This is a genomic window from Tenuifilum sp. (assembly GCF_037481895.1).
GTDB classification, from domain to species: domain Bacteria; phylum Bacteroidota; class Bacteroidia; order Bacteroidales; family Tenuifilaceae; genus Tenuifilum; species Tenuifilum osseticum.
On sequence record NZ_JBBFKU010000001.1, the window covers coordinates 12,831 to 36,323 of the forward strand.

General features: G+C 42.5%; 14 protein-coding genes and 4 tRNA genes. 11 read left to right on the plus strand and 7 right to left on the minus strand.

Features of this window, described 5'->3' with window-relative positions; genetic code table 11:
- Nucleotides 1-89 precede the first annotated feature (89 nt).
- Together xerD and WHS63_RS00070 are read left to right on the plus strand one after the other, a co-directional pair.
- Nucleotides 90-986: a site-specific tyrosine recombinase XerD gene (xerD, locus tag WHS63_RS00065; protein WP_445203336.1), complete on the plus strand. Its 897-nt coding sequence runs from the start codon at nt 90-92 to the stop codon at nt 984-986.
- Nucleotides 987-1,010: 24 nt separating this feature from the next.
- On the plus strand, nt 1,011-1,190 hold the full coding sequence (locus WHS63_RS00070) for a MarR family transcriptional regulator (protein ID WP_445203337.1): 180 nt from the start codon (nt 1,011-1,013) through the stop codon (nt 1,188-1,190).
- A gap of 42 nt (nt 1,191-1,232) precedes the next feature.
- On the opposite strand, the gene WHS63_RS00075 is transcribed toward WHS63_RS00070, so the two are convergent.
- Nucleotides 1,233-4,505 (minus strand): S41 family peptidase, encoded by a 3,273-nt coding sequence (locus WHS63_RS00075; RefSeq protein WP_445203338.1) that lies wholly within the window; start codon nt 4,503-4,505, stop codon nt 1,233-1,235.
- Nucleotides 4,506-4,757: 252 nt separating this feature from the next.
- Here WHS63_RS00075 and WHS63_RS00080 point away from each other — a divergent pair.
- Nucleotides 4,758-4,840: transfer RNA gene (locus WHS63_RS00080), tRNA-Tyr, on the plus strand.
- Between the two features lie 5 nt (nt 4,841-4,845).
- Nucleotides 4,846-4,917, plus strand: a tRNA-Thr gene (locus WHS63_RS00085).
- Between the two features lie 239 nt (nt 4,918-5,156).
- On the opposite strand, the gene WHS63_RS00090 is transcribed toward WHS63_RS00085, so the two are convergent.
- Nucleotides 5,157-6,761, minus strand: a complete 1,605-nt coding sequence (locus WHS63_RS00090; RefSeq protein WP_445203339.1) for a M14 family metallopeptidase — start codon at nt 6,759-6,761, stop codon at nt 5,157-5,159.
- Nucleotides 6,762-6,861: 100 nt separating this feature from the next.
- On the opposite strand from WHS63_RS00090, the gene WHS63_RS00095 reads away from it, so the two are divergent.
- Nucleotides 6,862-9,363: a DPP IV N-terminal domain-containing protein gene (locus tag WHS63_RS00095; protein ID WP_445203340.1), complete on the plus strand. Its 2,502-nt coding sequence runs from the start codon at nt 6,862-6,864 to the stop codon at nt 9,361-9,363.
- Nucleotides 9,364-9,419: 56 nt separating this feature from the next.
- Here WHS63_RS00095 and WHS63_RS00100 read toward each other — a convergent pair whose 3' ends face one another.
- The 4 genes from WHS63_RS00100 to ppdK form a co-directional block, all read right to left on the minus strand.
- A complete protein-coding gene (locus WHS63_RS00100; protein ID WP_445203341.1) occupies nt 9,420-11,117 on the minus strand; it encodes a carboxylase in 1,698 nt (565 codons plus the stop codon).
- A 137-nt stretch (nt 11,118-11,254) separates the two neighbouring features.
- A complete protein-coding gene (locus tag WHS63_RS00105) occupies nt 11,255-11,677 on the minus strand; it encodes a hypothetical protein (protein ID WP_445203342.1) in 423 nt (140 codons plus the stop codon).
- Nucleotides 11,667-13,070: an ankyrin repeat domain-containing protein gene (locus WHS63_RS00110; protein ID WP_445203343.1), complete on the minus strand. Its 1,404-nt coding sequence runs from the start codon at nt 13,068-13,070 to the stop codon at nt 11,667-11,669. The genes WHS63_RS00105 and WHS63_RS00110 overlap by 11 nt, the downstream gene beginning before the upstream one ends.
- Before the next feature lie 77 nt (nt 13,071-13,147).
- Complete coding sequence (ppdK, locus tag WHS63_RS00115) at nt 13,148-15,874, minus strand: pyruvate, phosphate dikinase (protein ID WP_445203344.1); 2,727 nt, start codon at nt 15,872-15,874, stop codon at nt 13,148-13,150.
- A gap of 284 nt (nt 15,875-16,158) precedes the next feature.
- On the opposite strand from ppdK, the gene WHS63_RS00120 reads away from it, so the two are divergent.
- From WHS63_RS00120 to WHS63_RS00145, 6 genes are all read left to right on the plus strand, one after another.
- Nucleotides 16,159-18,333: a S9 family peptidase gene (locus tag WHS63_RS00120; RefSeq protein WP_445203345.1), complete on the plus strand. Its 2,175-nt coding sequence runs from the start codon at nt 16,159-16,161 to the stop codon at nt 18,331-18,333.
- Between the two features lie 446 nt (nt 18,334-18,779).
- A complete protein-coding gene (locus WHS63_RS00125; RefSeq protein ID WP_445201123.1) occupies nt 18,780-19,133 on the plus strand; it encodes a hypothetical protein in 354 nt (117 codons plus the stop codon).
- An 87-nt stretch (nt 19,134-19,220) separates the two neighbouring features.
- Nucleotides 19,221-20,723 carry a hypothetical protein gene (locus WHS63_RS00130; protein ID WP_445201122.1) on the plus strand — a complete coding sequence of 501 codons (1,503 nt, stop codon included), beginning with the start codon at nt 19,221-19,223 and terminating at the stop codon, nt 20,721-20,723.
- Between the two features lie 524 nt (nt 20,724-21,247).
- Nucleotides 21,248-21,334, plus strand: a tRNA-Leu gene (locus WHS63_RS00135).
- 404 nt (nt 21,335-21,738) lie between these two features.
- A tRNA-Leu gene (locus WHS63_RS00140) sits at nt 21,739-21,822 on the plus strand.
- A 66-nt stretch (nt 21,823-21,888) separates the two neighbouring features.
- Entirely contained in the window at nt 21,889-22,620 is a 732-nt protein-coding gene (locus WHS63_RS00145) for an MBL fold metallo-hydrolase (RefSeq protein WP_445203346.1), read from the plus strand.
- A 639-nt stretch (nt 22,621-23,259) separates the two neighbouring features.
- Here the strand turns inward: WHS63_RS00145 and WHS63_RS00150 are convergent.
- Nucleotides 23,260-23,430, minus strand: a complete 171-nt coding sequence (locus WHS63_RS00150; protein WP_445203347.1) for a hypothetical protein — start codon at nt 23,428-23,430, stop codon at nt 23,260-23,262.
- Nucleotides 23,431-23,493: the final 63 nt, after the last annotated feature.

Genomic DNA, 23,493 nt, shown 5'->3' on the forward strand with positions numbered 1-23,493 from the left:
GTAGGTCAAAGTTGATATAAAACAATCATAGGCTGATTCTAATCATTTATGGGTTATTGCATATATTTGTATAAACCTAACGAGTTAAAATGGGATGGAGCAACGCAATAGACGATTACATTAACTTTCTGCGACTTGAGAAATCGCTTTCCGAGAACTCCATTGCAGCTTACCGTGCCGATATGGATAAGCTCTGGAAGTTTGCCGAGGGGAAAGGCGTTGAGCCTGAATCGATACGGCGTAACGATTTGGAGGAGTTCCTGGCTAAGCTTCACGATTTGGGCTTGAATAAGCGTTCGCAATCCAGGATTCTTTCCGGGGTAAGGGGCTTTTTTAAGTATTTGCTACTTGAGGAGGTGATTGACACCGATCCTACCGAGCTGATCGATTCTCCCAAAATAGGCCGAAAATTGCCCGAGGTTCTAAGCGTAGCTGAAATCGATGCATTAGAGGCGGCCATCGACCTGAGTAAACCCGATGGGCACAGGAATAAAGCCATTATTGAAACGCTTTACAGCTGTGGGCTTCGTGTGTCGGAGTTGGTGTCGCTTAGGCTTACCGATTTGTTCTTTACCGATGGCTTTATTAGGATTATTGGTAAGGGCGATAAGGAAAGGCTTGTGCCCATTGGCACAAAAGCCATTAACGATATCAATGCATACCTTGCGCAGCGTAACAGCATCGATTCACGTATTGATCCTGATTCGCGCAATATCGTTTTCCTAAACCGATGGGGCCGAAAGCTAACCCGCGAGATGGTATTCACCATTATTAAAAAGTATGCTTCACTGGCCGGGATTAAAAAGAACATAAGCCCCCATACGCTCAGGCATTCATTTGCCACCCATTTAATTGAGGGAGGGGCCGATTTGCGGGCCGTTCAGGAGATGCTTGGACATGAATCGATCCAAACCACCGAGATTTATACACATCTCGATAACCAGTACCTAAGGGAAACAATATTGATGTTTCATCCCCATAAATAAATGTCAAACTAAAAAGAGTTTACAATGGACGCAAATGAGAAAGTAATTCAAACCCTAAAATCGGCTGGTAAGCCGATGAAAGCCGGTGAGATAGCCGAAGCAGCAGGTGTTGATAAGAAAGAGGTTGAAAAGGCAATCAAAAAACTGGTGGCTGAAGGGAAGCTACACTCTCCCCAACGCTGTTTTTACGATATCAAAAAGTAAATTAAAAAACGGGTTGAAAACTTCAACCCGTTTTTTATTTCATTACTTCGACCTGTCAGGTGCTTGGGGTATTTGCGGTAGAGGCTTGTAATCCTTAAGCATAACCTTAATCTGCTCAATAGCCTTATTCAGCTGATCATCCTGCCCCATGTACTCCCTGTAAGGGTCGTTGTCAATTTCGATATCGGGATCAACGCCATGTCCTTCAATTATCCACTCGCCTGTATCGGAGCTAAAGCTGGTAAATTCCGGTTTACGCAGGTCGCCACCATCGACAAATGGTAGTGAGCCTGAAATACCAACAACGCCGCCCCAACTCCTAACACCAATGAGTGGCCCAAGGCCTAACTTTTTGAAACCGTAAGGGAAAAGGTCGCCGTCGGAGGCGGAATAACGGTCAATGAGCACAACCTTTGGCCCGTAATGCGTTTCCGAAGGGATTGTTGATGGTTGATCGAATCCACGGCGCATGGTCATGCGGTAAACCACACGGCTTAGGCGCTCAAGTATCATTGGCGATACATTACCACCACCATTACCTCTATCGTCAATTATTAAAGCCTTTTTGGTGAGCTGAGGGTAGAAATATTTCACAAACTCATTGAGCCCGGCAACACCCATATCGGGAATATGGATGTAGCCCACTTCGCCATTGGTGGCTTCGTTTACCTTGCGAATATTGTTCTGCACCCAGGTATAGTAGTAAAGTTCCGATTCGTCGGCAATGGGTTTTACAAGCACCTTGCGGCCTCCGTTAGCCTGTGGTGAACTGTTTACAACAAGAGCAACTGTTTTATCGGCCTTATTGATAAGGGTAGAGTAGATATCGGGGATGTTTTTGAGGTCAACCCCATCCACTGAGATTATATAGTCGCCCTCCTTAACATTCACACCAATCTCGGCCAGAGGTGAACGGAGCGCATCGCTCCAGTTGGCGCCTTCAAGTATTTTGTCAACCCTAAAGTAGCCACTGCTGTGCTTGCTCAGCTTAGCCCCTAACAGCCCGGTTTTAATTCGTTCGGGTTCTGGCTTATCGCCACTGTTCACGTAAGCGTGACCAACATTCAGTTCGCCAATCATTTCGCCAATGATATAGGTTAGGTCGTTGCGGTGGTTAACGTAGGGTACCAGTACAGCGTATTTATCGTGAATGGCTTTCCAATCAACACCATGCATGTTCTCTACATAGAAGAAATCGCGCATCTGACGCCAGCTCTCGTCGAATATTTGTTTCCACTCCTTGTGGTAGTCAACCCAAACCTTCATGTCACTTAAATCAATGGTCTTTTCCATGTTGATTTTCCCGGTTGGCAGGTCGATTACTGCATAGGTGCGGTTTTTCGATACCAGCATCTTTTTCCCGTTCGATGAAATGGTGAACCTGATGGATTCCCCCAACTCAGTCTCCCTTTGTTTCTTCAGGTCGTACATCATGGCCACAGGTTGGCGATCCCTAGAGCTGGAGTAATTGTAGTAAACCTTGCCATCAATACAGTAGATGTTGTAGTATCGGCCTGCTTTGCCCGGTAACTCCACAGTGCGATTCTCAATACCGTCAAAATCGATTTTAACAGGCTGAACTTCAGGCTTTGGTTTCTCCTCGGTTTTAACTGGTTTTTTGGCTGAATCCTTGTCCTTGGGCTGCTCTGTTTTGGTTTCGGGTTTTACCTCGTTATTTTCAAGGGCAAAGGGTGATGGTGTATTCTTGGAGAGCATCACTATGTATATGTTGCTCATGTCAACATAGGCGTGATTCCACTCCGTGTTGCTGTATATGGGATTAAACTCCCTATCCGATACGTAAAGCAGGTACTTGCCATCGTTTGAAAATACCGGCCCATACGATGAGAACCAGCCATTGGTAACGGAATTGGTGGTCTTGCTGTCAATGTTATAGATGTAAACTACTGAGAATCGGTTGGAATCGGAGGTGGAGTAGGCAATCCATTTGCTATCGGGCGACCAGCTGTAGCTGTTTACCAAGCCATACTTACCCTTTGTAACCAGGGTAACGGCTTTAGTTTCAATATCAACATATTGTAGCCTACCCAAGCGATCGCTAAATAGGATTTTTTTACTATCCGGCGACCACTCTATGCCAAAAATGTAGTTGTTAATGCCCGAGGTTACCTGAGTGGCGGGCATGCTTCCATCCTGGGGTTGGATGTAAACCTCATACTCTCCTGTTTTATCGGAGAGGTAGGCAATCCATTTACCATCGGGCGACCAAGTGGCCTCGCGTTCATGGATATCGGATGAAGCAGTTAGGTTGTAGGTAATACCCTTCTCCGATGGTAGAGTGTAAACATCGCCACGTGCACTAAAAACTACCCGTTCGCCATTGGGCGAGAGGTCGGCATTGGTGATGCGCTTGCTTGCATCAACCAGCGAAGGGCGTGAGTAGTTCTGGTCGTCGGTTATGGTGATGTTTATTTTCCGGGTTGTACGTGTTTTTACATCAAAGGCAAATAGGAATCCGCCCTTCTCAAAAACAATGGTATTATGGTCGAACGAGGGGAACTTGATATCGTAATCGGTGTAATTGGTAACCTTTTCGATGTTCTTGGTTTTTGTGTTGTACACAAATAGGTTCATGGTTCTGTAGCGGTCCGATAGGAAGAAGATTTCATCGCCAATCCACATGGGGAAAATGTCCTGTGCGGGGTTACTGGTGATGTTGGTAACCTCTTTGGTGTTAAAGTCAAAAGTCCAGATGTCGTCGGCCATGCCACCCTTGTAGTATTTCCATGTACGGAACTCACGGAAAACCCTGTTGAAGGCAAGCTTTTTCCCATCGGGCGAGAATGAGCAAAAGCCACCGGTGGAAAGGGGTAGTTCCTCGCTCATGCCACCGTTGGCGGGAACCATGAATAGTTGCCCCTTAAAATCGTTAAAGCTCTGCTTGCGCGAGCGGTATACAATCTTTTCGCCATCGGGCGTCCATGCCATTACTATGTTGTTTGGTCCCATTCGGTCCGAGATATCATCGCGGTTTAGGGTAGCCGTATGGGTTAAACGCTTGGGAGTACCTCCCTCAGCAGGAATGCTGAAAACCTCAGTGTTTCCATCGTATTGCCCGGTAAAGGCAATGGTTCTACCATCGGGCGAAAAGTGAGGAAACATCTCATACCCAACATGGGTGGTTAGCTTGCGGGCAACGCCTCCGCTTATGTCAACAGTGTATAGGTCGCCGGCATAGGTAAACACCACCTGATTGTTATGCACAGCCGGGAAACGCATTAAGCGTGCCTCCTGCCCCTGAACTGCTGTGATGGTAAAGGCTATAGCCAATACCCAAAGTAACAGTTTTTTCATGGTTATAGGTTTTAGTTGTAAAGTTGATTTTAGTGTAAGTTAGATATATTTCATGAAAAAAAGTTTACCCACGCAGTTAAATAATAAGAATGTTCCTATAAAACCATGAGAAGGATTTCTAGGTTCGTTGAGGTTAGTGTTGATTTTCAACCCTTTCGCCCTTAAGCGTAAAATTTTTCAAGGTCAATGGCAAAGGGCGCTTGCGAGTTTTGCTAAAATTACTACTTTTGCAACGCGTTTTTTGAGAGGGAAGGGGAGATACCAAAGTGGCCAACTGGGGCAGACTGTAAATCTGCTGGCTTATGCCTTCGTAGGTTCGAATCCTGCTCTCCCCACACTTGCCGATGTAGCTCAGGGGTAGAGCACTTCCTTGGTAAGGAAGGGGTCACGAGTTCAATTCTCGTCATCGGCTCTAAGCATAAAAGTTAAAAATTTAAGAACCGCCTTTACGGGCGGTTTTTGTTTATGATTAGAAATAGGGCTTTAATAGAATACATTTCCTAGCCCACAAATTAATTCGTGGGCTATGGGGATTTCGCAATATTGTTTGAATGGATTTATCCATTTTTCTCACATTTAAACAAATATATTAATATTCATCAATAACGAACCTACTCACATGCGTTAAAAACCTACAAATTAATTCATGAACTAGATTTTGCCAAGTTCGTTTTCATCGGTTACCCTGAAAACCGGTACCGGGTTGTAGATGTTGCCCCATTGCGGCACAAGGTAACGGTCCCAGAAGTTCCAGAACACCAACCCATCGTCCGCCTGTGGCTCAAGTAGGTAAGCAGCCAGCTGCCCAAGGGGTTGCGAGGTTCTAACCACCACGTAGTTGGTTGTAAATAGCCTATTGGCCTTAACGTATTTGCCATAGATATTGCTGTTATAGTGTCCCTGGTTAACTCGAGGGGCTGGCTTTAGCGAGTCGATTGTAAATTGCTCTATATTTAGGGTTACTGTATCGGTTAGGGTTTGGAATTGTATTCCGTGATTTTTAAGGAGATTGGTAATCACCCTGTCGTTTCTAACAATGTAGGCAAAGGGGAATGGAATGGTTGAGGTGGGGTAGTAGTCGGCTATGTAGGGAACGGTAACCGTGCGCTTACGATCGGTTTTGCGGAACCTTTCCCGTCCCTGCTCGTCGGTATAGGCTTCGGCCTCAAAGGTGAGGATGGTTACCCACTGGGGTGTAGGCCTACCCTCGTAGGTTATGGCAAACTCAGGAGCGGGTGTGGTTTTGGGAATCTGAATAGCCTCTCTGTCGGCTTTGGCAAGCAAATCCTTTATTTCCTTGCTGTTTTGCATGGCGTAATCGCAAACTGAGGCAATAAGGTTATAGCACCCGTAAACCCGCTCGTCGAATGGGGCGTAAACGTAGTTCTCGTTCAAAATGCTAAGCCTATTCCTTAACCCAATGTAGTTGGTGAAGTAGCGGGGTTCAGAAGCGTACGATATCCAACCCTTTTCGTAATCCTTTTGGTCGATAAACTCGCCGTAGAAGCAGTTTAGCGTTTTATATTTGACCGATAGCTGGGTCGACACCCAGGGCATCATCCTATCGCGCATGTAGTTTATGAGTTGGCGATTACCGTTGGGGTTCATCATCCAGGTAAAGGTAACCGGCTCCTGATGGTAGGATCCGTTGGTGGTGTGGCAATCCATAACAATGGAAGGATCCCAGCGGTTTAATACGTTGGTTACTACGCCAACCATTTCGGGAGTTTCCAGTTTCATGGCATCCCTGTTCAGGTCGAGCATTTGCCCATTATGTCTTACGCCAACACCGTTAACAGGCCCGTTCTGCCAAGGGCGGTTTTTCGGACTGATGGATTCGTTGCCATCGGCATTGAGAATAGGGCAAACCAGCAGAACAATGTTTTTGAATAGTGGATTATTGGGGTTTTTAAGCAAGTCGCGAACAAACATCAGCGATGCTTCCTTGCCTTCCACCTCCCCTGCATGTATGTTAGCCTGTATATATACCACAATCCGGTTACCAATATCGCGGGGTGTTTTGGGCATTGGGTTTGCTACAACCATTAGCGGGATATCGCGTCCCTCAATGCTGGTGGCAATGGTTTCGGTTTTTATGTGCTTCGATGCTTTCTCAAGCATCTTGATGTAGTTCATAACATCGGCATAGGTTGATGTTGACTGAAAGTTGCTACCCTCAGCTATTGTAACCGGAAAGTATTGGGCGTTTCCAAGCAGTGGATAGATACAAAGCAGAAGAATAAATAGCTTTTTCATTTTTTTTATTTGTTTGATATTTCAATTTGTTCAAAGTTTAATTAAACTCAGCTTAGCTGTTGTAATCAAAGTTAGTAAAACAACCCAAAACTCTAAAATCATGAAAAAGCTTTTTCTGTTACTATTGTCAGTAATGGCAAACGTATTGCTTGTGATCAGCCAACCTGTACCTGTTACCAAAGCTAATTACGAGCTGCCCGCCAGGTTTTCGCCAAAAAAAATTGATAAAATGGTTTTTAGCACCAGCGTTGATGCCCACTGGCTTAAGAAGAGTACGCGTTTCTGGTATGGCTACGAAACCCCTTCGGGCAAAAGCTATTACATAGTTGATCCGGCAAAAAAGAGCAAGTCGTTGCTGTTCGATAATGTCGATATGGCTGCTCAGCTCTCAAGGCTCACCAAGGAGCCGTTCGATGCGCAGCATCTACCTATACAAAAAATCAAGTTCATTAAAAACGAGACTGTCATTCAGTTTGAGGTAAAAAGTACGTTGGTCGATGAAGATAAAACCGACGATGAGGAGAATGACATGAAGCAGAAAAAGGACGATAAAGCCAAGGCCAAAAAGGACAAGAAAACGTATTACTTTGAGTACGATTTGAACACCCGCAAGCTAACCCTGCTCGACGATTATAAGAAACCAAAGGAAAATCCTGAGTGGGCAAATATATCGCCTAATGGCGAGTATGTGGTTTACAGCAAGAACCACAATCTATTCTGGATGGACAAGGAGAACTACGAAAAGGCTAAGAAAAACGAGAAGGATTCCACCATTGTTGAGCATCAGCTAACCACCGATGGTGAGAAGTACTATAGCTACGGGTATAATACCAAGGAGGAGGATAATGTAGAAGAGGTAAAGAATAAGGACAACCGTAAGCCAGCTTACATTACATGGTCGCACGACTCGCGTTACTTCGCCATGGTTCGTACCGACCAGCGTAAGGTTAAGGATTTATGGGTGATCAAGACTCTTAGCAATCCCAGGCCAACCCTGGAAACCTATAAGTACCACATGCCGGGTGAAAAGGAAGCCCCACAGGATGAGATTCTGATTTTTGACATGAATATTAAGGATACGGTAATTAAGCCCAATATCAAAGCATTTAAGGATCAGGATGTTTCAATCCTGAATTACCGTCGATTGGCCAGTGAGCGCGACGATGACTATGTCCCAACCCGATGGCTCTCCAAGTACAACGATAGGCTCTACTTCCAGCGTACATCGCGCGACCTCAAGCGGATTGATGTTTGCTATGTTGATATTAAAACCGGTGAGGTTAAAACGGTTATAGAGGAGCGCTTAAACACTTATATCGATTTCAATGGCATTGCGTTGATTAATAATGAAAAAGAGATTATTCACTGGTCGGAGCGCGATGGTTGGGGGCATTTTTACCTGTACGATAACCAGGGAAATCTCATAAGGCAGATAACCAGTGGACCATTCCATTGTGAGCGCCTTGTTGGCTACAACGAAACCACCAAAACGCTGTTCTTCACCGCAAATGGACGTGAACCCAATGAGGATCCTTACTACCTTCATCTTTATCGGATCGGTATTGATGGTACTGGCCTAAGGCTGCTGAATAAGGGTAATTTTGACCATTCCATCAGCATGGACGATAATCAGCAGTACATAGTGAACAACTATTCGCGGGTTAATACTATTCCGGAGTCCAAATTGATTGATAATCAGGGCAACGATTTACTTTTCCTTGAAAAGGCTGATTTAACAATGCTATTCGAGGCTGGCTACAAATTCCCCGAGCCATTTACCGTTAAAGCTGCCGATGGCATTACCGATTTGTATGGCGTAATGTACAAGCCATTTGATTTCGATTCTACTAAACAATACCCCATTATCCTTTACGTATACCCTGGCCCACAGACCGAGGCGGTGAATAAATCGTTCTCCGCACGAATGGATAGAACCGATAGGCTGGCCCAGTTCGGATTTATAGTTATTACCGTTGGTAATCGGGGTGGGCACCCTGCTCGTTCAAAGTGGTATCATAACTATGGCTATGGCAACCTGCGCAACTATGGTTTAGCGGATAAAAAGGCTGCAACTGAGCAGTTGGCATATCGACATAAATATATTGATATTAACCGTGTTGGAATCCACGGCCATTCAGGTGGCGGTTTTATGACTGCAGCAGCCATGCTAACCTTCCCCGATTTCTTTAAAGTTGGAGTGGCCAATGCCGGCAACCACGAGAATAACATCTACAACCGTTGGTGGAGTGAGAAACACCATGGCGTTAAGGAAATTGCCGATACTGCCGGCAATGTAACGTTTGAGTACAACATCGATAAGAACTCTGAAATTGCTAAGAACCTTAAAGGGCATCTACTTATTACTACTGGCGAAATAGACAATAACGTTCATCCAGGAAACACCATCAGGCTTGCCAATGCTCTGATTAAGGCCAATAAACGTTTCGATTTCTTCATGTATCCTGGCCAGCGACATGGCTATGGCGACATGACCGAGTACCATTTCTGGCTTACCGGCGATTACTTCTGCAAGCATTTGCTGGGCGATTACGACACGAGTATTGATATAACACCCATGAACAATGAAATAGAACGAAAATAAAAATGGGGCTTTTGCCCCTTTTTTTCAACCTAACTTTTAACCTAAACCTATTGAAGTTAACAGAAATATTGCTGTAATCCATCCAGAAGCCTTTTCCAGCGTTGTTCCTCGGTCATTGAGTAGTACTTTTGCTTTTCCTCCTGAATTTTACGCTGAACCTCTTCCTCCTTCTGGCGCTTAATTGACTCGTAATGGTTTACCACTTTATCGCGAAGGTATTTTTCCGCTACGGTAGGGAATAGCTCAAGCAGCAATTCTTCCTTCTCGTTCATGGCCAATTTCACATTCTCACCATATTCAGGGAACGCTGGGTTTGGCTGTTTTTTGTAGTTCGATGTGTCGTAAGGGGTCTCCTCGGCTACACCGGCAATCTTCAAACGGAATTGCGGGTCAATTGGTAAGGGAGTTCTCCCGTATATCCCTTTAACAAGGTTTACGAACTGTATGGATTTATTGGTGTAGAAGGGCTGTCCTTTACTCTCGTCAATAGCACAGTTTACGGCTTGCGCACCAACAATCTGGCTAGTGGGTGTAACCAGCGGAGGGCAACCGGCGTCGAGCCTTACGGTTGGGATGATTTCTAGCACCCTTGGAAGCAGGTTTTCAAGCTTTAACTGTTTGAGCTGAGCCAGCATATTGGTGTACATTCCACCCGGAATCTCAGCGTTTTTAACGTTCTCATCGGGTTCGGGGAAGTTAAAGTAACGCTCTATGGCCTGGCAGGCATCAAGGAGGGCATCGTACTTGCCCGACTGGGCAAACAGGATGGCTTGCTCAAACAGGTTATCGATACGTGCAGGGAGATTATAGCTGGTTATATCAAAGTCAATGGGTAACTCGTAGGTGTCAAGTTCCTTTAGCTCTGTGCGAATGGTTTTAAGCTCTGCGTTAATACTGGCTACAGCCTTCAGGTTAACACCAGTATCTATCCCCATTTTATCGCAGAAAATCTGAATAAGTTCAAATGCTGGTGCTGCTGGACCACCAGCAAAATTCCATATGGCAGTATCAACAATATCAACCCCATTTACAATGGCTGTAAGGGTTGATGCCAAACCATACCCCGGTGTACAGTGCGTGTGGAAATCGATAGGCACTTTAATCTCGCGTTTTAGCGCGGAAATAATTGCAGCCGATTGCTCAGGGGTAACCAATCCGGCCATATCTTTTAGGGTAATCATATCGGCACCCATGGCCTCTAGCTCTTTGGCCTTAGCTATATAATACTTTTCAGTAAAGATTTTACGGGGTAAGGTTTTACCGCTAAGCATGGCTTTAATCCTATCCTTACGGGAAAATTTAGGGTCAACGGTAAAGCAAACGGTACAGTCGGCCATGCCTCCATTTTCCTTTACATACTTTACGGTGCTGCGAATATTCTCTGTATCGTTAAGGGCATCGAATATACGCATGATGGAAATTCCCGATTTAACCGCATTGCGGTTAAATCCTTCAATCACCTCTTCGGGATATGGGTTGTACCCAAAAAGATTGCGTCCCCTGGAGAGGGCCGTGAGCTTTGAAGTATCGCCAATAGCAGCTTTAATGCTTTCGAGCCTATACCATGGATCTTCGTTCAGATATCGCATTACGGAGTCGGGAACGGCACCACCCCATACCTCCATGGCGTAAAACCCGGCTTCACGGTAGTAAGGTATTACCCTTTCAACCTGTTTCTGAGTCATTCGGGTGGCAAACAGCGATTGCTGTCCATCTCTAAGGGTTACATCCCTGATAAGCAGTTGTCTCTTCACCGTAATCAATTTTATATTTATACTGATACTTGCTAAACACTAATACTTACGGCGAAGTAACTAATATTGTTTTGAATTATCGGTTGGTTTTTAGTAGTTTGAAAACATGGTTTTAAAACATTGCTAAAAAACATGTTTTAATACCTGAGGCGAGCATCAAGTACATCGCCTGAAATTGTGTAACAGGGGCTGGAGCACGACGACTTATCATATTTTAGTTTAACTGTAGTTGCATCAATTACAATTATTTGCCTTCCTTTACTGGTGTAATACGCTTTTATTGAGTAGTACGAGTTGGCATCGAGCAGGAATACTTTTTCGCTTATGGTAGTATTTCCACTAAAAAACAAAACTCCGTTTTCAGGATTTCCACTGTATAGTTCAAAGTAAACTACTTGGTTCTCATTGTTAATGGTGAATTTTAGGCGAACATCAATTTTGTCGGGTTTCAATTCATAACACTCATCGCAGTTAACAATAAAGGACTCCATTTCCTCGCAGGAGTATGGCGCCAGTACAATAAGCGAAATGGTTAGTAACTTAAATATCTTACTGAACATGTTTTACGTTTTTGTATACAACCTTAGGATTTAACACATTAAAATGGATTTTGGCTGATATGGTGTAGAAATAGGGTGATACTCCAAGCTCTTTATAAAAATTATACCCAACACCTATCGAATACTCCATTGCATCACCTTTTATCGATAGACCCCCGGAAAAGTTGGTTGTAAAATGTGTTTTCGGGTCCGAGGATGTTCCCCTGTAGTTTCGGAACGCTGGTCCTATACCAATTGCCGCAAACGAAATAATGTTTTTCCCTTTGTAGCTAAACAGATTATAGTATTTGCGGATGTTTAGCTGTAGTATGTTTCTCTTTTCCCAATACTGGTAAAGTTGTCCATCGATAGTGGTTAGCGAGGCAGTTGCAGATGGCCGGTAGAGGTAACCTAGCGAGAACTCTGTTTGGGTTATTTGTTCAAAAACCCCCAAATGATAGCCTAATAGAAACTCATGTTTTGAAAAGCTTGTTCCTATGCCAAAGTAAACTGATGTAATTGATGGTTTGATTTTAGTTTTAATTCCATTACTGGCAAAAAACTGCATGGCTTCCTTATTGTTGTATTCGCGGGCAATTTGGTAATAACTCTTTTTTAGAGGGAACTTAAGGGCATCAAATTCGCTCAAACATTTAAAAATTTCGTTCGATTTATTGGCAATAGCATAGCAAAGGGCATTGGCACCCCTGGAATCGCAGAGCGATAAATCAGCACCATAGGCAGTAAGGTAATTGCAGATAACTGTATCGTTGAATTGTGCAGCAACCATCAAGGGTGTCACCCCCTTGTTATCGGGTATATCTGGGTTGGCGCCATTCTCAAGGAGTAACTTTGTGCTTAGCTTTGCCCCGCTGAATACTGCTAACATTAGCGGTGTATTTCCCTGGTAATCAATAGCGTTAAGGTCGGAGCCAAAGTAGATTAAGATGTCGGTGAGGTATGGGAGTCCATACCACACAGCAAAATGCAGAGGGGTAAGCCCTTTCACATTTTTGGCATTTACATCTGCACCCTTTTTAATAAGCAGCTCAGCAACACTATCGTTTGCAGCTATAACAGCAGCATGGAGAGCCGTGTTGCCATTGGTAGGGTAAGCGTTCACATTTGCCCCATTATCAATGAGCAATTCTACTAAATCTAGATTGCCCGATTGAACTGCAAACATCAATGGGGTTACACCGTTTTCATCGCTGGTGTTTGGGTCGGCTCCAAGGTATAAAAGCGTTCTAACTTTTTCAATATTGCCTGAATCCGCTTCAACCATTAAAAGGTAGTTGTAGGTTGATACAACCCATGCTGAATCGATTACAGGATCTTGTCCAAATGTTACATTCGTTTTCCCTATAAGTAAGAGTAAGGGTATAAACAGGTAATGCCTTAATTTTAAATACATAAAAAATATTGTAATACGCAAAAGTATAAAAAAACGCCCTGATTTCAGGGCGTTTTCATACAAATATTATACCAGAATTACTTTCCGTATTTAATACTTGCTTGAGCAGCGGCTAGGCGTGCAATGGGAACGCGGAATGGTGAGCAGCTTACGTAGGTTAAGCCGTTCTTGAAACAGAACTCAACCGAAGCAGGATCGCCACCCTGTTCGCCGCAAATACCTACCTTAAGTTCAGGGCGTGTATTGCGGCCCTTGGCTACTGCCATCTCAATTAGCTGACCTACGCCATCCTGATCGATGGTTTGGAATGGGTCAGCTGCAAGCATTTTCTTATCCAGATAATCGTGGAGGAATCCGCCAATATCATCACGGCTGAAACCAAAGGTCATCTGGGTGAGGTCGTTGGTACCAAAAGAGAAGAACTCGGCTGATTTTGCCATTCTGTCGGCAAGTAAGCAGGCGCGAGGTATCTCAATCATTGTGCCGTACTTATACTCAATGGCTTTGATGCCAAACTTGTTGCAAACCTCAGCGTAAACGCGGTCAACAATTTTCTTGGTGAAATCGAGTTCCGATACGTCGCAGGTAACGGGTACCATGATTTCAGGCTTAGGAGTTTTGCCTTCCTTCATCAGCTCAGCTGTAGCCTCAAAAATGGCACGGATCTGCATTTCGGAAACTTCGGGATAGGTTACACCAAGGCGTACACCACGGTGACCCATCATGGGGTTAACCTCGTGAAGGGCCTCGCCACGTTTAACAATTGCTTCAACTGTTATTCCTAAAGCCTTGGCTAGTTCAGCTTGTTTTTCGGGGCTTTGGGGTACAAACTCATGTAGGGGTGGGTCGAGCAGACGGAAGGTAACGGGTAGGGTGTCCATGGCAAGCATGGTGTTCTTAACGTCACGCTTAACGTAAACGAATAGTTCATCCAATGCCTTACGACGCTCTGCCTCGGTTGAGCTAAGAATCATCTTGCGGAGCAAGAACAATGGTTCTTCGGAACCCTTACCGTAAAACATATGCTCGGTACGGAACAGACCGATACCTTCGGCTCCAAAGTCACGTGCTACCTTGGCATCCTCAGGGGTATCAGCATTCGTGCGAACACCCATCTTACGGTACTTGTCAACCAACTTCATAAACTCCTGGAAGCGAGGATTTTCAGTGGCTTCCATAAGTTTTAGCTCAGCATTATATACGTGTCCCTTGGTACCGTTGAGGGTTAGAATATCACCTTCTTTTATAACAACGCTTGAACCTTCAATCTTGGCAGTTTTATCAGCAGCATTTACTTTGAGTGCTCCAGCACCAACAATGCAGCATTTACCCCAGCCACGAGCAACAAGAGCTGCATGTGAGGTCATACCTCCACGAGCGGTAAGAATACCCATTGCGGCACGCATACCTTCTACGTCCTCGGGGTTGGTTTCTTCGCGAAGGAGAATTACCTTTTCGCCTTTACGTGCCCATGCCACTGCATCTTCGGCTGTGAATACAACTTTACCTACTGCAGCACCAGGACCAGCGGGTAATCCCTTTACAAGCGGAGTTACTTTAGCTTCTTCCTTGGGATCGCAAATGGGGTGAAGTAGCTCATCGAGCTGTATGGGGTCAACACGAAGAACGGCGGTCTTTTCATCGATCAATCCTTCGTGTAGCATATCCATGGCCATGTTCAGGGCAGCAGTACCTGTACGCTTACCAGCACGGCACTGTAACATGTATAGCTTACCTTCCTGAATGGTGAACTCAATATCCTGCATATCCTTGAAAGCTTTTTCAAGGGTGTTGCGGATTTCAACCAGTTCCTTGTAGGTGCCTGGCATAAGTTCCTCCATGCTGGGAAGATGCTTGTTTTGCTCGTTCTTGGTGTCGTTGTTAAGAGGGTTTGGTGTACGAATACCGGCAACCACATCCTCACCCTGAGCATTGATAAGCCATTCACCGTAGAACACATTGTCGCCGGTTGCAGGGTTACGGGTAAAGGCTACACCGGTGGCTGAGGTATCGCCCATGTTACCGAATACCATGGTTTGAACGTTAACGGCTGTTCCCCAATCATCGGGAATACCCTCAATACGACGATACGAAACTGCTTTCTTACCATTCCAGCTCTTGAACACGGCTTTAATACCACCCAGGAGCTGTTCCTTAGCATCATCGGGGAATTCCTTGCCAAGAACCTTTTTAACCTGCTTCTTGAACTCTTCAGCTAAGAATTTAAGATCGTCGGCAGTTAAATCTGTATCGCTCTTGTATCCCTTGCTATGTTTGTATTCGTCGAGAATATCATCGAGTTGCTTACGGATTCCCTTACCATCAACTGGCTCAATACCTTCGGCCTTTTCCATCACCACGTCGGCATACATCATAATTAGACGACGGTACGAGTCCCAAACAAACCTTGGGTTGTTGGTTTTCTTAATAAGACCGGGAATGGTTGAAGAGCAAAGACCAATGTTCAGTACGGTGTCCATCATACCGGGCATGGACTTGCGGGCACCTGAGCGGCAGCTCACTAGAAGTGGATTCTCTGCATCGCCATACTTCATGCCCATCATCTGCTCAACCTTTGCAATGGCATCCCATATTTCAGGGATCAATTCGGCAGGTAGCTCATGGTTATTCTTGTAATACTCATTACAGGTATCGGTTGTAATGGTAAAACCTGCGGGTACTGGTAAACCTAACAAGCACATTTCTGCAAGGTTTGCACCCTTACCGCCAAGCAGATTCTTCATGTCTGCTTTTCCTTCGGCCGTCTTGTTTCCAAAGACGTAAACTCTCTTTACTTTCGACATCTATTTTTGAGTTTTTAATTAAACTTAAAGGGTTTTATTTACTTTGTTTCAACAAATTCTTCGTGAGCTTACAAAAGTATTAAAAAAAATGGAATAGGGGAACAAAAGTTTGGTTTTCACACCTTTTAACATCCGCAATCGATTTAAAGCTATTGCTTTTTGTCATGTTATAGTGATTTTTTTATTGTTACCTTAGTGCCATGGTTAAAACCGTATTACAGACTAATCGGATTTAAACATTTGGCTTACTTTGATATCAAAATTGAAAACCAAAACCAATGCGTATGAGAAGAGTAATTCTTTTGTTTCTTTCAGTTTTAGTTGCTGGGCTTCAGCTTTCAACGGCACAGGTTGCCAAGCAGCAAATTACCCTGGACGATCTTTTTAAAAAGGGTACATTCCGCTCAAAAAGTATTTGGGGGCTTACACCCATGAACGATGATGAGTACTACTCAGCGTTGAACGATAAACGACAAGTGGCAAAGTTTAAACTTGCCACGGGCGATCAGGTAGAAGTTTTATTCGACCCCTCAGCTTTTGATGTGCCAGAGCTAAAAGCAATGTCGGGTTATCAACTCTCAGCCGATGAAACCAAGATGTTGGTTGAAACCAATCCGCAATCCATCTACCGCCATTCCTACACCGCTGAAAATTTTATTTACAACATTAAAACCAAAGAGTTAAGGCGCTTATCGTCGAACGGACCACAAATGAATGCAGCGTTCTCGCCCGATGGCAGCAAGGTGGCTTTTGTCCGTAGCAATAACATCTATATTGTTGACTTGAATAGCTTTGAAGAGATTCAAGTGACAACCGATGGCGAGTATAATAGTATTATTAACGGGGCAGCCGATTGGGTTTACGAGGAGGAGTTTGCACTTACTACAGGTTTACAATGGTCGCCCGACTCCAAAAAACTTGCTTACTTCCGTTTCGATGAGAGCCGTGTTAAGATGTTTAACATGACCATGTACGAGCGTAATCTATACCCCGAGAACTATACCTTTAAATATCCTAAGGCTGGCGAAGATAATTCCATTGTAACAATTCATGTGTACAACTTAGATAGCAAGGCAACAAGCCAAATGGATGTTGGCCCAGATACTGACCAGTACATTGCGCGTATAAAGTGGATGCCTACGTCCGACAAACTTTGTATGATTAGGCTCAATAGGCTTCAGAATCAAATTGACATACTTATGGCCGATGCAGCAAGCGGCAATTCTGAAAGTGTATTTACTGAAACAAATAAGTATTACATAGAGGAGGTTTCCGATGATTACCTAACAATTACCCCCGATGGGAAACGCTTTATTTTAACAGCGGAACGCGATGGATATAAACATATTTACCTATACGATTGGCAAAACAAAGCAATCCAACAAATCACAAGTGGTTCAAACGAGGTGATATCGGTTAGCGGTTATAATCCAAAGGAGAAAACCATTTACTATCTTGGCTACGACCAAAGCCCGTTGCGGAAGGCTGTTTTTTCAGTTGATTCTAAAGGACAGATTCGAAAACTTTCCCCGAACAGTGGAACGAATAGCGCAGTTTTTACAAAAAACTATAAGTATTACATGGTATACAACTCTTCAATTACTTCGCCCCTGAGCGTTACCCTTTACAAAGCAAATGGGAAACAGGTAAGAGTGATGGAGGATAACCAAAAACTTAAGGAAAAGCTTGTGCAATACGATATCCCCCAGAAGGAGTTTTTCACCTTCAAAACCTCCGAGGGAGTTGAGCTCTATGGCTATATGGTTAAACCCCTTAATTTTGACAGCACCAAACGCTATCCGGTTATGATGTACCAGTACAGTGGTCCAGGTTCACAGTCGGTTACTGATAATTTCCGTATTGGTTGGGATGAGTACTTGGCAACCCAAGGCTACATGGTTGTTTGTGTCGATGGCCGTGGTACTGGCGGAAGAGGCGAACAATTCAAGAAGATGACCTACGGGCAACTGGGATATTACGAATCCATTGATCAGATTGAAACCGCTAAATACCTGCAAACCCTTCCTTTTGTGGATGGCAGCAGAATAGGGATATGGGGTTGGAGCTACGGTGGCTACATGTCGAGCCTTTGCCTATTCAAAGGCGCCGATGTATTCCGCATGGCCATTGCCGTTGCACCCGTTACTAACTGGCGCTACTACGACTCAATTTACACCGAGCGTTTCATGGGCCTACCCCAGGATAACCCTTTGGGTTACGATAATAACTCCCCAATTAACCATGTTGACAAGTTAAAGGGCAAATTCCTCCTAATCCACGGCACAGCCGATGATAACGTTCATTTCCAGAACTCAGTTGAAATGATAGAGAAGCTGGTTCAGGCCGGCAAGCAGTTCGACGTAATGGTATATCCTGACAAAAACCACGGCATACGTGGCGGAAATACTACTATGCACCTCTACACACTTATGACTAACTATATTAAGGAAAACCTTTAGGTTGTATTAATACATATAATTTAGATAAGAGCCGGAATCCTATACATTCCGGTTTTTTTTATTAGATTATGAATCAATGGTATATAAGAATCTTTTTGTATTTCAGCTCTGTATGCATTCGTTTTAATAGCCTCTTAGACTTTGGTATTTTGTGTTTTTACTTGACGATGCCTATGTTGTGGTGACTTAAATATCCATATATTGATATACATAAAAAAATGCATAAATGTTATAAAACATACGTAAAAATTTGCCTATTTGTAGGGGGGGGGTAAATTTGCACATAGACGTATGTTTAACATAAAATATTAAAATAAGCACAGGATAGGAAATGTTTTTCTACATTTATGCCAAGCCCACCAGGTGGGGGAGGCGCACCCGGAGACACCACCGGGACGAAAGGGTGACAACTAAAAACAAATTTTAAACCCTTAATAGTTATAATTATGAAAAAATTGTTAACAAGTTCATTGGTGCTTACGTTGTTAAGTTTAAATCTTTCTGCTCAAAACATTTACATTAGAGGTCATTTAAAGGTAATTGCTATTGGACCTGATTTTATTGATATTATTTGCGAGGCACCATACGACAAGATTTGCTTTTCATATATCACTGAATCATTAAATCCTGCAGCCAAATCTAATAACAATGTTATTAATAAACCTAGTTTACTCGCATCTGTTAAGCCTAAAGTTCAAACTATAGGAATGACTATTGATAAAGAAGGAATCCCAACAAAAGTGTATCGAATTAGAAAGGAAGACTTTAACGAAGTAATTAAAACAAATAATGAACCATAAGTAATAGGGATGGTTATTCCATCCCTAGTTTAACATCTAATTATAAACTTATTATAGCGTTTCCCAATATTTTAAAAAAAGAGAAACATGAAAAGAATTATTACATATTTATTGATACAACACCTTGCTTTTTTTGCGCTTTGTAAAAATATAAACCAAGATAATATTGAAATCTTCATTGCCATAAAACCGTCAGATTGTATTTCTTGTACTGCACCCCTTCAGTTAATACTAAATGAAATTAATAAAAACCAATTAATAAACAATGTTACATTTGTTATCAAAGATGTTCCAGAGAAGGCTTTGCGAAAATACACTAACGAAATTTTAAAAATACCAAATAGCATAAAAGCAATTGCATCAGAGGAACTTTTCAACAAGTATTCATTTTTTCATGCGTCTGCTATCACTATAATTGACAAAACATCTCGCCCTTATCAACGATATACTATTCCTCTACCTTTCTACAATTATAACAAAACATCCTTTGAAAATATTTTAGCAAATGGATTTTCCAGTATTGCTGAAATTGAAAATTTAAAAGTCAATTTAAATCTAGGTGGAATAAGAATGTTAGCGTTGGCAAACGATACATTACTATTGATTAATGATAGAATATTCAATTCAATTCAAGTCATATCAACAAAAAATAGTGAATATATATCTACAATTGAGTTAGATAGTGCATGGTACTATGCTCCATACTCAAACGACGTTAATAAAAAGAGGGAGATTTGGGAATCACAATTTGTACTAGATAAAGTTTCATATCCTAAATACCAATTAAAAGGGATATTCTGTAATAATGGTAAACTTATTGCTTCTGCTATTTGCTATTACCCTTTACCCGAAGGTAAAGACTATAGTGTTTTTCCAGCAAGCATTCTTTTTACTCTCGACTCCCAACTTAAACCAACAAATTATTACAGGATCAGTCCAAGTAATAATATAAATATTAACTATGCATTTCTTTTTGAAGATAACAAATTTTTAACCACGACTTATCTGATCGAAAACAATCAGTTCAAATTTAATAGTAATTTTCTATGCTACTATGAACTTAAAGCAGACTCTGCTATATTTGATAAAACTGTTGCAGTTGATACTCCTTCCTTTGTTAAAAATAGTAATAATCTTGCTGGACTAGTATTAAATCATATATCTAGTAACAAAGATAACAATATCGTATGGTTTAACTATTACCCTGAATTTTACGATGTCAATATAGAAAGATGGGTAACGATTGACACTTTCTACTTTGCTAAAGATTTAACACAAAATTCTTTTAATCCCACAGAACCCATTAAATTCAAAATTTTAGGTGTGTGGAAAGAGGAAAATCTTTATAGAATAGTTGTTCAAATGGGGCTCCATGTTTTTTGTGCACTTCAATCTGAAAATCAACTATATCAAAATAGCAGAATCTACACTTTAAATGAGGATTCGGAATTGTTCTTGACGAGAAATAACAAAAATGAATTTGTTGGAATTGAACATAACAAAAAATCAGGCGAAGCTCAACTTGTTAAATTAAAATTAGATGAAATAAGAACTTTTCATTTTTATAGCAAGTCACTACTGTCCGACTAAAGTTTTTTTTAAATTAGTAACATCCTTACTTAGTTTATCCTATATGAGGAATAGGATGGTTGATTTTTCTTAGAGCGCTTTATCGCCTAAGACGAAACGAAATCCAATTACCGCGTAGCAGTTAAACATTTGTAAATGAAGTAGGTAATAGAATACTTCATTTTCCTTGTAAAGAATAAAGTTTTTTAATTGGACAGCATTGAATAGTAAGTAAGAAAAAGTTGTATTTTTAGTTTTAATCTACATATTTTTTATATCTTTGCATCCGCAATTTTGAAAAAAGTTCTTTCGGTATTGAATTATAGTTTAGTTTTGCCCAGATGGCGGAACCGAGTGAAACGAGCTCCCGCCATTTAGAGGTAACAGAAGTAAAATTGTTTGATAGAAGTTCTTTTGGTATTGAATTATAGTTTAGTTTTGCCCAGATGGCGGAACCGAGTGAAACGAGCTCCCGCCATTTAGAGGTAACAGAAGTAAAATTGTTTGATAGAAGTTCTTTTGGTATTGAATTATAGTTTAGTTTTGCCCAGATGGCGGAATTGGTAGACGCGCTAGTTTCAGGGACTAGTATCAGCAATGGTGTGCAGGTTCGAGTCCTGTTCTGGGCACCAGAAATCACAGAAAAATTTTTCTGTGAACTATGCAGGAATTAATTTTGTTATTATTTTTGCAGCGATTTAAGTATTTGTAGTATAAAGATTGCATAGGTGGTGAAAGAAATATTAGGTTTAAACTACCTAAGGTAAAAGGAATAAGAAAGTTAGGTAAAAGAAAAGACCTAACTACCGAATAAAGATGCTAAACGCCCAGGTGGTGGAACCGAGTGGAACGAGCTCCCACCACCCAAGGTAAAAAGAGTAAGAAAGTTAGGCAAAAGAAAAGACCTAACTACCGAATAAAGTTGATAAACGCCCAGGTGGTGGAACCGAGTGGAACGAGCTCCCACCACCCAAGGTAAAAAGAAAAAGAAAGTTAGGTAAAAGAAAAACCTAACTACCGAATAAAGATGCTAAACGCCCAGGTGGTGGAATTGGTAGACACACCAGCTTGAGGGGCTGGCGCCGTCAAAAGCGTGCAAGTTCGAGTCTTGTCCTGGGCACTTTCACAAAACCTTGTGTTCTTCACAAGGTTTTTTTATTTTTGGTGTTCACCAAATCGTAAAGCTATGAGAGCCAATTTACTTTTTGCCGCTTTTAGCGTGGTTTCAACCATATTGTTTGCCCAAAAAACCGACAATTTTACCACTTCAAATGGCAATACCTTGCAAATAGCTCATATAGGGCATGGAACGTTAATGTTTAATTTCCGCGGTAAGGTAATTCATATTGACCCATGGTCAAGGTTGGCAAACTACGATTCGCTCCCAAAGGCTGACTATATCTTTCTTACCCATCATCATGGCGACCATCTGGATTCAGTGGCTTTATCGAAAGTGTTTGCCTCAAATACACAGCTTTACTGGACTAAAATCTGTGCAGAGCAAAGCAAGCTTAAGCTGGAAGGGAGGGTGGTAGCCAACGGCGATACCATTGCCACTCCTGATTTCCGTTTTATTGCAGTTCCCGCTTACAATATTGTGAATAAACGTCCGAATGGTAATCCATTTCACCCTAAAGGTGAGGGCAACGGATATATATTTGAGTTTGACAACCTACGTGTTTATGTGGCAGGCGATACCGAAAATATTCCTGAAATGGAAAACTTTGGGAAAATCGATATTGCATTTTTACCTGCAAACCTGCCCTATACCATGAGTCCTGAAATGTTAAAAGCTGCTGTGATGATGCTTAAGCCCAAAATTCTTTACCCTTATCACACTGGCAATACCGATTTGAAAACGCTTAACGATATTTTTGTTGATGTGGATGTTGAAGTTAGATTTAGGGACTTGAAATAAGCCCAAGTGCCATGAGTTTTGTGGAATGAATCGGAATGAATCGGAATGAATCGGAATGAGTCGGAATGAATCGGAATGAGTCGGAATGAATCGGAATGAATCGGAATAGACGGAATATGATGGAGTTAGAGGGAGTTAGAGGAAGTTAGAGGGAGTTAGAGGGAGTTAGAGGAAGTTGGAGTCCGTGAACCGTGAACCGTGAACGGTGAACCATGAGACTTGAGTGGGAATGAGTCGGAATAGTGGGAATATGAGGAAGTTAGAGGAAAATAGAGGGAAATAGAACAGATAAATTTAATACCATAGATTATCGAATTTAAACGGGCTATAAAATAGAGACGCAGTAATATTTTTAGAGGAAAATCGTCAAATGAAAAATTCAATTGACTAATCTTGGATCAATGTTGTTTAGTTAAGGTTATTTGTCATGCTGCGCGTAAGCTAAACATCACGCTGTCATGCTGAGTCTCGATTTATAGGGTAGACTACGCCGAAGCATATCATTGCTCTTTTCTCTTCAATCCTTTGAAAAGATCCCTCGACTTTGCTTGGGATGACAAAAACCCTATCTTCTTTCTGCTCCTTTGTCATGCTGAGCTAGCCGAAGCATCTCTTTTAACCTGCAACTCTCTATTAATGCTATTCCTCAACCAACAAGGAGCGGAAGAAGCAAGCAGAGGCATAAAAGCCAGACCCGGCAATGGGTCGGGGGTGGAACGTGGTGGTGGGCCTAGTAAGCGATACCAAATGAGTCACGCCGCAGGCGTGGCGAATAGTATCGCGTGGCAGTTCCGCCCGCGGGGCACCCATCGGGTCGGGCTTTTCAGCCTTGATTTTCTTTGGTTCTTTCTTGTATCAAGACAAGAAAGAACG

Bases quoted from the DNA above. Each gene is read 5' to 3' on its own strand.
- WHS63_RS00125 (WP_445201123.1), top strand. From the start codon at position 18,780: ATGAAAAAATTGTTAACAAGTTCATTGGTGCTTACGTTGTTAAGTTTA.
- WHS63_RS00145 (WP_445203346.1), top strand. From the start codon at position 21,889: ATGAGAGCCAATTTACTTTTTGCCGCTTTTAGCGTGGTTTCAACCATA.
- WHS63_RS00150 (WP_445203347.1), bottom strand. From the start codon at position 23,430: ATGGGTGCCCCGCGGGCGGAACTGCCACGCGATACTATTCGCCACGCC.
- WHS63_RS00095 (WP_445203340.1), top strand. From the start codon at position 6,862: ATGAAAAAGCTTTTTCTGTTACTATTGTCAGTAATGGCAAACGTATTG.
- WHS63_RS00070 (WP_445203337.1), top strand. From the start codon at position 1,011: ATGGACGCAAATGAGAAAGTAATTCAAACCCTAAAATCGGCTGGTAAG.
- WHS63_RS00110 (WP_445203343.1), bottom strand. From the start codon at position 13,070: ATGTATTTAAAATTAAGGCATTACCTGTTTATACCCTTACTCTTACTT.
- WHS63_RS00120 (WP_445203345.1), top strand. From the start codon at position 16,159: ATGAGAAGAGTAATTCTTTTGTTTCTTTCAGTTTTAGTTGCTGGGCTT.
- WHS63_RS00075 (WP_445203338.1), bottom strand. From the start codon at position 4,505: ATGAAAAAACTGTTACTTTGGGTATTGGCTATAGCCTTTACCATCACA.
- ppdK (WP_445203344.1), bottom strand. From the start codon at position 15,874: ATGTCGAAAGTAAAGAGAGTTTACGTCTTTGGAAACAAGACGGCCGAA.
- xerD (WP_445203336.1), top strand. From the start codon at position 90: ATGGGATGGAGCAACGCAATAGACGATTACATTAACTTTCTGCGACTT.
- WHS63_RS00090 (WP_445203339.1), bottom strand. From the start codon at position 6,761: ATGAAAAAGCTATTTATTCTTCTGCTTTGTATCTATCCACTGCTTGGA.
- WHS63_RS00130 (WP_445201122.1), top strand. From the start codon at position 19,221: ATGAAAAGAATTATTACATATTTATTGATACAACACCTTGCTTTTTTT.
- WHS63_RS00105 (WP_445203342.1), bottom strand. From the start codon at position 11,677: ATGTTCAGTAAGATATTTAAGTTACTAACCATTTCGCTTATTGTACTG.